General features: G+C 45.7%; 1 protein-coding gene. It reads left to right on the top strand.

All coding sequences use genetic code 11. The features are described from left to right. Window positions 1-15: 15 nt before the first annotated feature. Window positions 16-12,780, top strand: a complete 12,765-nt coding sequence (locus NZD81_RS06445) for a type I polyketide synthase (protein WP_282372140.1) — start codon at window positions 16-18, stop codon at window positions 12,778-12,780. Window positions 12,781-12,846: the final 66 nt, after the last annotated feature.

Genomic DNA, 12,846 nt, shown 5'->3' with positions numbered 1-12,846 from the left:
GAGAGGAGTGGGAAAATGATAACTGAACAATTGCACATTTCATTAAAAAATCCAATCATGTCCAACCACAAGGTATATGGACAAGCGTTATTACCCGGCCTTGCTTATATAGATTTGATCTATCAAGTATTCCAAGAACATGGTTATGCATACCAAGAGCTTGAATTAAAAAACCTAACCATTTTTAACCCTTTGATCGTAGATGAGTCATATGACATTGCCCTGACCATTCACGTGTCTGAAAGAAAGGAAGGGACATGGTCCATTATCATCGACGGACAAAAACAGCATGGAGAGTCGCTATCTGACAAGAGACAATATGTGACTGCTGACATGCAGCGTAAAGAGCAAACCGCTTTTGCAGAATCAATAGACCTTAATCAGTGGAAACGTACAGCTGACAGGATTCTAAATATAGATGAAATATATGAACAATGCCGATCTCAAGAATTAGTGCATACCGGCATGATGAAGGCGGAAGGGCAGATTTATGAGACCAAAGAGGGTGCTTTAATTGATTTAGCAGTCGGACAGGAAGCGCTGCGTCATTCTGATGCTTTTCTGTTTCATCCCACGCTCATTGACGGGAGTGGTATAGGGTCAAGCTGCCTGCTCTCAGATCAAACGATGTATCTGCCATTGTGTTATGAATCGTTTTCAGCTTCAGAACGATTGCAAAAAGGATGTACAGCACGGATCCTCTCCTCATCTGTGCGCCGGAAGAAAGAGCTCACTTATATGACGATTGAATATTTTAATTCATCAGGACAAAAAGTGGCCGAGCTGAGACAGTTTGCAGGCAAGTCTGTACGGAATGGGTCAGCCTTTCACTCTGCAAAAGAAATTCAAGAAGAAAGAGCCGCTGTCTCTCAGCACACAAGTCGAGACTATAACGCATTTGAAACGTATTTGCGTCAATTGCTTGCTGAGCAGCTTGAAAGGCCGGCAGAACAAATGGATATCCACGCTGGGTACTATGAGCTTGGTCTAGATTCACCGTCGTTGCTTACAGTGGTTCAGGAAATTGGAGATAAGGTTGGAGCGGATCTTGCTCCAACACTGCTGTTTGAATTCACAACAATTGCAGAACTGGCTGCACATCTTGCTGATCACTATTCAATTAGAGAGGCGGACGATGCTGTCCGCCAATCTCCTTCACAAAAGAAGGATTATTCAGAAGGTGCTGCCTCTTCAATGGAGCTCGGGGAGGACATTGCTATTATCGGGATGGCAGGCCGCTATCCTAAGGCAAAAAACATTCAGGAATTTTGGGAACATCTTAAAGCTGGTACCGACTGCATCACAGAGATCCCGAACTCACGCTGGGAATGGAAAGAAAACGATGGTCTGGATTCCCCTGCACGCAAGCCGCTCTCGAAATGGGGCGGGTTTATCGAGGAAGCTGATTGCTTTGATCCTCAATTTTTCAGAATCTCTCCTCGTGAAGCGGAAATGATGGACCCTCAGGAGCGGTTATTTTTAGAGACGTGCTGGGAAGCTATTGAAGATGCGGGTTATACACCAGAGACAATTGCTTCGCCAAAGGGAGAAAATAAAAGGCAGCATGTCGGTGTGTTTGCCGGTGTTATGCATAAGGACTATTCGCTAATAGGGGCGGAAGCTCTATCAGAAAACAATCCATTTCCTTTATCGTTGAATTACGCGCAAATAGCCAACAGGGTCTCTTACTATTGTAATTTCCACGGCCCAAGCATGGCGGTGGATACGGTCTGCTCTTCCTCATTAACTGCGGTTCATTTGGCAATAGAGAGCATCCGGAATGGAGAATGCGAGGCCGCGCTAGCGGGAGGCGTCAATTTGTCACTGCATCCGGCTAAATATATCAGCTATGGCAGTGTAGGGATGCACTCAAGTGACGGTTATTGCCATACTTTTGGAAAAGACGGGGATGGCTACGTATCTGGAGAAGGTGTCGGCACAGTATTGCTAAAGCCGCTGCGAAAAGCTGAACAAGACGGTGACCGAATCTATGCTGTCATCAAAGGCAGTGCGATAAATCATGTAGGAAAAGTAAGCGGAATTACAGTACCGAGCCCGGTAGCCCAAGCTGATGTGATTGAAGCATGTCTAGAAAAAACAGGAATTGATCCGCGCACCATCAGCTATGTTGAAGCCCATGGCACGGGCACCTCATTGGGAGATCCGATTGAAATACAAGGATTAGTAAAAGCTTTCAGCCGCAATACGCAGGACAAGCAATTCTGTTCAATCGGTTCTGTGAAATCAAATATTGGCCATGCTGAAGCGGCAGCCGGCATTAGCGGTTTAACGAAGACAGTCCTGCAGCTGCATCATAAAACATTGGTGCCGTCATTACACTCAGAAGAGCTGAATCCTTATTTGCAGCTCGATCAAACCCCATTTTTTGTTCAGCATGAAACAAAGGAATGGGAGCAGCCATCTTTTGAAGAAAACGGGATGGACGTCACATTTCCCCGCCGCGCAGGTTTAAGTTCGTTTGGTGCTTCAGGATCAAATGCGCATCTTATTTTGGAAGAATATATTCCGGCAGAGAGCCATTCAGAGACGATTTTAACGAAAAATGAAGGAATAGTGATACCTTTGTCCGCGAGAAACAAAGATCGTCTGCAGGCTTACGCACTTAAACTTCTGGATTTTCTTAGCGAGGACGTCAATCTTATAGCGTTAGCTTATACCATGCAGACAGGACGGGTTGAAATGGAGGAGCGCGCAGCTTTCTTCGCAAAAGACAAAAAAGATTTAGCTGCTAAACTTCAGGCGTTTGCCAATGGCGAAGAAAAGATCGAGGGCTGCTGGACCGGACAAGCCAAAGAAGATCAAATGGCGGCTGGATCAACGTCGGTGAATGCACTGAATAACAATTTGATCACAGACAGTGAAATGAACGAAATGGCGAAATCATGGGTTCAAGGAAAGCGGGTCACCTGGGACGATCTATACGGCGATCGCAAGCCGTTTAAAATCAGTGCTCCGACCTATCCGTTTGCAAGGGAACGCTACTGGATCCCAGCTCCTGAAACGAAAACCAGCTCTGTGAATCACATCTTACATCCGCTGGTGCACCGCAATACATCAGACTTTACTGAGCAGCGCTTTAGCTCTGTATTTACAGGCAAGGAATTTTTCCTGTCTGATCATGTTGTACAGGGACAGAAGATTTTGCCTGGCGTTGCCTATTTAGAAATGGCAAGGGAAGCAGCGGAAAAAGCTGCAGGCGACCTGGACGGCGAACAAAGAATTGTGTCGCTTAAAGACATTGTGTGGATACGTCCTATCACGATAGAAAATGACCCAAAAGAAATACATATTGGCCTTTATCCTGAGGATAACGGGGACATTTCCTTTGACATTTATAGCAGCTCTGAACATAAAGAAGAAGCCCTGACGATACACTGCCAAGGCCGCGCAGTCATTTCAGATGAAGCGGATACTTCTGTTTTAAACCTATCATCAATACAGACAGAATGCAGTCTGGACACAGTGACGTCAGAACAATGCTATGCAGCGTTTCGAAAGATTGGGCTTGACTATGGAAAGGGCTATCAAGGGATTGAAAAAATCTATGTCGGCAAAGATCAATTGCTTGCAAAAATCTCGCTACCCGCTTTTCTAAAAAACGATAAGCAGCATTTTGCGCTCCACCCGAGTTTAATGGATTCCGCGTTCCATGCCACAGTCGGTTTTATCGTTAGCTCAGTCAATGCCGCTGGACAAGCGCAGACGCTGTCTCTTCCATTTGCTTTGCAGGAGGTTGATATTTTCAGCCTATGTCCAGAGGAGATATGGTCTTATATTCGATACAGTTCAGACAGTAAAGCGGAGGACAACGTCAGAAAGTATGATATTGATTTATGCGATGAGAACGGAAATGTTTGTGTGCGAATGAAGGGTGCCTCAATGCGGGCGCTTGATGGAGAGCGGCATTCAAGGTCTCAACTAGTAACTGCTTCTCAGCTGACCGGGCATACGATGATGATCCCCGTCTGGGAACCAGTCTCTCCAGAAGCGGAGGATAATGCTTCGTTTGCTGGTACAAGAGCTGTTTTATGCGGAGCTGCTGAAGCTGATCGGACTTTCATAAAGCATCATTATCCGCAAATTTCCTTTGTCGATATCCGCCCTGCGGATGACATTGAGGCAATAACGGACAAACTGCAAACGTACGGAAGCATTGACCATGTCTTGTGGATTGCCCCATCAGACCTGGAGAATAGTGATAGACAAGGAGAAGCTGTTCTTCACTTATTTAAGCTTGTGAAAGCTTACCTGCAATTAGGCTATGGCGAGAAACAACTTGAATGGTCTCTTGTGACAATCCAAGCGCAGCCGGTTACGCAACATGAGACAGTACAACCAGCTCATGCAAGCATCCATGGACTTGCCGGCACAATGGCAAAGGAATATCCGCATTGGAAAATCCGTCTTCTTGATCTGGAAAAAGACTGCACATGGCCCGTATATCAAATGTTTACGCTCCCTGCTGACCGTCTCGGACACGCTTGGGCCTATCGGAATCAGCAATGGCATCAGCAGCAATTGATCCCGTATCGGCACTCACTGGCAAATGACACGCTTTATCGAAAAGGCGGGGTGTATGTGGTCATTGGAGGCGCCGGGTACATTGGAGAGGCATGGAGTGAGTACATGATCCGCCGCTACCAGGCGCAGATCGTTTGGATTGGACGCAGTCAAATCAATGCTGCCATCGAGTCGAAAATAGACCGTCTTTCGGCGCTTGGCCCTGAGCCTTTCTATATTGCAGCCGATGCTGCCGATAAGCATTCATTGCAGCAGGCATATGATCAAGTGAAAAAACGCCATCCTCATATTCACGGGATTGTTCACTCTGCGATGGTTTTATTTGAACAAAGCCTGGAAAATATGACGTTTGAAGAATTCACCGCCGGACTTGCGGCGAAGATCGATGTCAGTATTCGGATGGCCCAAGTGTTCCGCCGGGAGAATGTAGATTTTGTTTTATTTTTCTCTTCGCTTGTGGCACATATCAAAAATGTGAAGCAAAGCCATTATGCCTCTGGCTGTACATTTGCAGATGCTTTTGCTCACCAGCTTTCCCAGAGCTGGGCATGCCCTGTAAAAGTCATGAACTGGGGATATTGGGGGAATAGTGAAGCGGCTGAGGATGAACATTATGTACAGCTTATGAATCAAATCGGCTTAGGTTTAATTGAGCCTGCGGAAGCAATGAAGGCGCTGGACGTACTGCTTTCTGGGCCAGTCGGCCAAACGGCTTTCATTCATACGACAAAGCCTGTAGCAGTCGAAGGCGTGAATCAGAATGAATGCATCACTCTATATCCCGAGCAATCTTCAGCAGATGCAGAGAGCCTGATGGAGCGTCTGCCGAAAACGGGACGAATACAAAGAGCAACACATGAAGAACTAGACGATCTTCTTTACAGGCTGTTGTTAGGACAGCTGCAAACGGCTGAACTGTTTGATGGTCATACATTATCGGTTGAACGTCTTCGACAATACAAAAATCGTGAATTTTATGAAAAATGGCTTCGGCAAAGCAGCGAATTTCTTTTGCAGCATGGCTATCTTAAGAAAGATGGAGATTCATTGGTGGGGAAGGTTCAAGCAGAGGATATCGAGCTGCTTTGGCAAGAATGGAACGCCAAAAAAGAAAAGTGGCTCAAAGACAGCGAGACAAAGGCGATGGTTGTCTTAGCAGAGGCCATGCTAAAAGCACTGCCGGATATTTTGACAGGGAAAGTCCCGGCAACAGATGTCATGTTCCCGCAATCCTCGATGGAATTGGTGGAAGGCATTTATAAGCATAACCAAGTGGCAGACTATTTTAATAAAGTGCTTGCCGATACATTATTAGCTTATCTGGATGAACGTCTGAAGCAAGATCCTGAGGCATCAATTCGCATTATGGAAATAGGCGCGGGCACAGGCGGCACGAGTGCCGGAATCTTTGAAAAACTGAAACCATATCAAAAGCATATCAACGAATACTGCTATACAGATCTGTCGAAAGCATTTTTGCTGCATGCAGAAAAGGAATATGGGGTGGAAAATCCGTACCTGACTTATCAGCTATTTGACGTGGAAAAACCGATTGATCAGCAGGAAATCGAGGCTGGCGGCTATGATGTCGTCATTGCGGCTAATGTCCTTCACGCGACAAAAAATATCCGTCAAACCCTGCGGCATACAAAAGCAGTGATGAAAAACAACGGAATGCTGCTGCTGAATGAAATGGCGGGAAACAGCCTGTTTCCTCACATCACCTTTGGTCTTTTGGAAGGCTGGTGGCTGTATGAAGATCCTGCAGTGCGGATTCCCGGCTGTCCAGGCTTACATCCTGACAGCTGGAAAGCGGCACTCGAAAGCGAAGGCTTTGAATCTGTCTTTTTCCCGGCCGAGGAAGCCCATGATCTGAGTCACCAAATCGTCGCAGCCTCAAGCAACGGGCTGGTTCGCCGTATAATGAAAAATGAGCTCTTGCCGGAGAAGGATGTTTCACAAGCGTCTTATCAGGAGCCAGCCTGCATTCAATCCATAGATTCAGAGAGAGCAGGACAATCTAAACATGCTCTTCTAAGAGAAAAAAGCACAGATTATATGAAAAAACTAATCGGAGAAACGTTGAAAATTCCTGCAGGTAAGATTGAGTCATCTGAACCGCTTGAAAAGTACGGCATTGATTCTATCGTTGTTGTCCAGCTGACGAATACATTGCGTAAAGAATTTGACCATGTAAGCAGCACTCTATTTTTCGAGTACCAGACCATTGACGCGTTAGTGGAGCATTTCATCAAAACAAAAACAGAAGCGCTGATGAAATTAACAGGTCTTGACCGTCAAGTTCAACAACAGACACCGGCCGAAAGCAGAACCCAATCTTCACAGAAACCTGATGAGGCCGTTAAAAGAACACGGCGCTATCGCAAGCTTGGCTTCAACAGGGAAAAAGAAACACCGACAAACGCTCTTCCAAGCCGTGACGTTGCCATTATCGGCATTTCCGGACGCTATCCTCAGGCAGAAACAGCAGAAGACTTTTGGAACAACCTAAAAGAAGGAAGAAATTGTATTGAGGAAATTCCGAAAGAACGCTGGGATTGGAAAGCTTATTACGATAAAGAAAAAGGAAAAGAAGGATCGATTTATACGAAATGGGGCGGATTTATCAAGGATATGGACAAGTTTGACCCATTATTCTTTCAGATTTCGCCGCTTGAAGCAGAACGAATGGACCCTCAGGAGCGATTATTTCTGCAAACCGCTTATGCAAGTATTGAAGACGCGGGATACACGCCTGACTCGCTCAGTTCAAGCAGAAAAATCGGCGTCTTTGCCGGAGTTATGAACAAAAATTATCCGACAGGCTACGGCTATTGGTCTATCGCCAACAGAATATCCTATTTGCTGAATTTCCAAGGCCCGAGCCTTGCCGTCGATACAGCCTGCTCATCCTCTCTGACAGCGATTCATTTAGCGCTGGAAAGCATTTATAGCGGATCGAGTGATTGCGCCATTGCCGGCGGTGTCAATTTAGTCGTCGACCCGGTTCACTATCAGAACTTATCTGTCATGAATATGCTCTCTTCTAGTGATACATGTAAATCATTCGGAGTTGATGCAGATGGATTTGTCGACGGTGAAGGCGTAGGCGCGATTGTGTTAAAGCCGCTGCAGCAAGCAATAGCGGACGGCGACCATATTTACGGTGTGATAAAGGCAAGTGCCGTTAACAGCGGAGGAAAAACAAATGGATACACGGTTCCAAATCCTCATGCACAGGCACAGGTAATTAAAGAAGCAATGGAGCGCGCCGACATTTCTGCCCGAACCATCAGTTATTTAGAGGCGCATGGAACAGGCACTGCATTAGGAGATCCGATTGAGATAGCGGGGTTATCAAAAGCATTTGAGAAAGATACGCAGGAGAAACAGTTTTGTGCGATCGGCTCCAGCAAATCAAATATCGGTCATTGTGAAAGTGCAGCCGGAATTGCAGGGCTGACAAAAATACTTTTTCAGTTTAAATATGGCCAAATTGCGCCATCATTGCATGCTCAGCGGTTGAATCCGAACATCGAGTTCAGCCATACGCCATTTGTCGTTCAGCAGCAACTTGGTGAATGGAAACGCCCGGTGATTGGCGGGCAAGAGGTGCCTAGGCGCGCTGGCTTGAGCAGTTTTGGCGCCGGAGGGTCCAATGCCCATATCATCCTGGAAGAATATATTCCAAGAACGGGGGCGCAAACGCCGAAAGACCATCCTCCAGCGCTGATTGTGCTGTCGGCCAAAAACATGGAACGCTTGCAAGAAAAAGCGGAACAGCTGCTTACAGCCATCAAACAAAAAAGGTACCGCGAAACAGACCTGATCAGGATCGCCTATACCTTGCAAACAGGCCGTGAAGCAATGGAAGAACGGCTGGCCTTTATAGCGGAATCACTAGAGGATCTTGAGAGAAAGCTGAACGATTTTATCGAAAACAAAGCAGACAGCCTGTATCTGGATCGCATCGATGATAACAAAAAAGCATTAGCAGTCTTATCAGCGGATGAGGATACGGAAAAAATCATAGAAGCATGGATGAGCAAAGGGAAATTCACGAAACTGCTGGATCTTTGGGTGAAAGGCTTGTCTTTCGACTGGGATATGCTGTACGGCACCCAAACGCCTGTCCGGATCAGTCTCCCGGCATATCCATTTGCAAAAGAACGATATTGGGCACCAGGCCCGGCAAAGGCCCCGGCGCCTATAGAAAAAAATCTTGATCAGCAAAGAGAAGAACCTTTCGAGGTTATGACATTTCAAGAAGTGTGGAAAGAAGAGCCGGCAACCCACGCTCCGAAACGTATCAAAACGATCATCTGTTTTCTGACTGAAAGAGAAAAGCAAAACGCATTTGATTCAGCCCTGAAAAACGTTGATCAAGACACCAAGCTCATTTTTATATCACAGGGCGAAGTGTACAGCAAACAGTCTGAATATAGCTACCAGATTGTGCGGCAAGAACCCGTTACTTTTGAAAAGGCCTTCCAGAGCATTAAAGAAGAACATGGAGAGCCAGATGCAATTCTCTATATGTGGCCTGCGGAAGACAAGAGCTGTATAAAGGACCATTCCTGTATTGTCTATTTATTACAAGGTATGTCCGCAGCAAAGCTGCATCCTTTACGGCTGATGCTGGCAGGATGTTTTGAAAATGGCCTTGACCGAAGCTATCTGGAATCATGGATTGGATTCGAACGATCGCTCGGGCTTGTCCTTCCGCACACAAAAGTGACTGGAATCTTTCAGCCGGCAGATCAAGGATCGATGGATGATTGGGCACGTAATATGTGGTCAGAATTACAGGCTTCAATAGAACAAACTGTTTTGTATCAAAATGGGAAACGGTATGTAAGTCACATAGAACGGACAACGTTACAACCGAACAACAGCAAATTAAAATCTAGCGGGACTTATCTGATTACAGGCGGGTTAGGAGGGCTCGGCTATTTATTCGCCAAGCATTTGGCTAAAAACTATGCCGCAAACCTGATTTTGACAGGGCGATCGCCTTTCAATGAAGAAAAGCAAAAGAAAATAAAAGAATTAAAGAATCTAGGCGGCGAAGCGATGTATGCAGAAGCAGATGTATCTGACCCTATCGCGATGGGAGACTGCGTAAAAAGAGGGAAAGACCGATTCGGTGAAATCAACGGTGTTATTCATGCAGCCGGAATTGAGAGCGACTCTGCTATTTTTGACAAAAAGATCGAAAGCTTTCAGCACGTCATTGAACCGAAAATCAACGGAACAATAGCGCTTGATGAATGGCTTAAAAATGAAGCCCTTGATTTTATGTGTTATTTTTCTTCTTCTTCGGCGGTTTTGGGGGATTTTGGATGTTGTGATTATGCGATTGGCAACCGATTTCAGATGGCTTACGCACAATACAGAAACCAGCTGCATAGCGGCAAAACGTTTGTCATCAACTGGCCTGTATGGAAAGATGGCGGAATGAAAATCGGTGATGAAGAAACAACTGATATGTACCTGAAATCAAGCGGCCAACGCTTCCTAGAAGCCGAGGAAGGCATCCGTATGTTTGAGCATATTCTAGCTCAGCAGGATGCTCAGCACCTCGTGATAGCCGGTCAACCAAGCCGTGTCAGCCGATTTTTAGGAATGACTGAACCAGTAATTCCAGAACCGGCCACTCAAGTCCCTGTCGTACAAGAAAAAAACAATGAGGTAAAAACACTAAGCGTTGAAAAGCGGTTAGAACACGATTTGAAAGAGCATATCCACACATTGCTTAAGATTTCAAAGGACAAGCTGAATGTGAACAAAAATTGGGCTGACTTCGGATTTGATTCAATCTATTTGGCTAAATTTTCGAATGTGTTATCAAAGCATTTCAACATCGAAGTAACACCGGCTTTATTTTTCGGCTATTCGACTTTACAGGAATTGATCGGCTTTTTCTTAACGGATCATAAAGAGCTGATTGAAGCATTTTACCGGGATGATGCATCTGAGTCGCAAAAGTCCATAGAAGCTCCTGCTGCAAATCCTGTAGTTCCCGAAGCAGAAACCAGTAAAAAAAGCAACGGACAGGGTCACAATGAGCCGATCGCCATTATCGGCATGAGCGGCAGGTTCCCTCAAGCTGATTCGGTCTATGAGCTGTGGGATAATCTGCAAAACGGAAAAACGTGTATCTCTGACATCCCGGACGAACGCATGGACTGTGGGGGATCGAACGGAGATCCAGAAAAAGCAGTGCCAAGGTGGGGCGCATTTTTGAAGGACATAGACCGGTTTGATCCGCTGTTTTTTCAAATATCGCCTAAAGAAGCCAAAAGCATGGATCCGCGCCAGCGCATTTTTCTAGAGGAAGCATGGCGCACGTTTGAAGACGCCGGCTATATGGGAGACCGGATAAAAGGAAAATCCTGCGGTGTCTATGTAGGTGTGGAAGAAGGAGAATATGCGCATTTAACAGGAGATACGGATTACATTAATGGAACACAAAACGCCACATTATCTGCGAGAATTGCGTACGCATTGGATTTAAAAGGGCCTAATATGGCGTTGACAGCAGCATGTTCATCTGGACTTGTGGCGATTCACCAGGCATGTTCAGCTCTGCGTCAGGGGGATTGTGAAATGGCTTTAGCCGGCGGCGTCAGCTTGAATATTTCTCACATGTCTTTTGAGGCGCTGACAAGAGCCGAAATGCTGTCTCCGAATGGACAATGCAAAGTATTTGACGAGAATGCCCATGGTCTTGTGCCAGGTGAAGCGGTGGCTGCTGTTCTCTTGAAACCATTATCAAAGGCAATTGAAGATAAAGACCATATTTATGGCTGCATCAAGGCCAGCGGCGTGAATTACGATGGAAAAACCAACGGCATTACTGCGCCAAATCCTTTTAGCCAGGCAGAATTGATCGAAAACATTTATGAAAAAAATGAAATCAATCCGCTCGATATTCAATATGTGATGGCGCACAGTACCGGCTCGAATATTGGTGATCCGCTTGAGGTCCAAGCCTTAACGAACGTGTTCAGCAAATATACGAAGCAGAAGCAATTCTGTATGATCAGCTCAATTAAACCTTTAATCGGACACACATTTGCAGCGTCAGGAACGGTAGCTTTAATCAGTATGCTGATGGCTATGAAAAACCAGATCATCCCGGCTACTCATCACTGTGAATCGGAAAACCCGTATATTCCGTTTAAAGAAAGCCCGTTTGTGCTTTGCAAAGAAAACCGTCCATGGATCAGGAATAATCAGAAGCCGAGGATGGGAACGATCAGCACGACGGGAATCAGCGGCACCAATGCGCATGCAGTCATTGAAGAATACATCCAAGATGATCAGCCGTTCACGCAGCGGCGTAATGAGTCACCGCAGGTCATCGTGCTTTCAGCCCAAAACGACGATCGGCTTCAGGATGCTGCCTGCCGCATGATTGCGTATCTGGAGCAGAATCACAACCTTTCTTTACCTGATGTGGCATATACGCTTCAGGTTGGGAGGAAAGCCATGGAAGCAAGGCTCGCGATCGTTGTAAACAATCAGGAGCAATTGGTGCGAAAATTGAAGGAATATGCAGAAGCAATGAAGAATGGTGGGGTATCGGGCCAACAGAGATCCCTTTATACAGGATATACAGAAGGGATATTAGAAGAACAGGAAGCTCTGCAAGCTCTCGCAAAAGAAAGAAATTTGGAAAACATTGCGGAACGCTGGGTGAAAGGATATCAGATTCCTTGGGAACTCCTTCATGATGGCGATGACGTACGGATGGTTTCTTTACCTGGTTATCCATTTGCAAGGGAGCGGTATTGGGTTTCGTCAGGCACTCAGCAATCAGAGGCCGTTAAACAGCGTTCACAATATATGAGTGGGGAAACCCATATTCAAAAGATCATTGTTCAATTTTTAGCACGAGAGTTGGACTTATCTGAGGATCGAATCAATTTTAATAGAAATTTTCTGGATTATGGGATGGATTCAATTCTTGGCCGAAAATTGATGCGGCATATCGAAAAAACCACACAGCTGAAGATGACCGGCCGAGAAATCCTTGAATGTCAGACAGTGCAAGCTCTATCTAACCATTTGGCCTCAAAGGCTGAAAAACAAAATCATAGCGCAGCACATCAAACAACGGGCACGTATACAGACGAGCAAATCATCGGATTGATGCAAGAGGTGGCGCAAGGGAAATTGGATTTTAAGAGTGTGCAAAACATCATAGAAGGGAGTAAATCGTATGAATCATAAAGAAATTCTTGATGCCTTCAGATCAGGAGAATTAACCATTTCTGAGGTGGAAGAACGTCTTAAAGG

It is taken from the genome of Bacillus sp. B.PNR1 (assembly GCF_030386235.1).
Classification (GTDB): domain Bacteria; phylum Bacillota; class Bacilli; order Bacillales; family Bacillaceae; genus Bacillus; species Bacillus stercoris.
Note: the sequence above shows the minus strand (reverse complement) of the source record. Positions and strands in the feature narration are given on the sequence as shown.

Excerpts from the sequence above, each read along its gene's own strand:
- NZD81_RS06445 (WP_282372140.1), top strand. The coding sequence starts at position 16 with ATGATAACTGAACAATTGCACATTTCATTAAAAAATCCAATCATGTCC.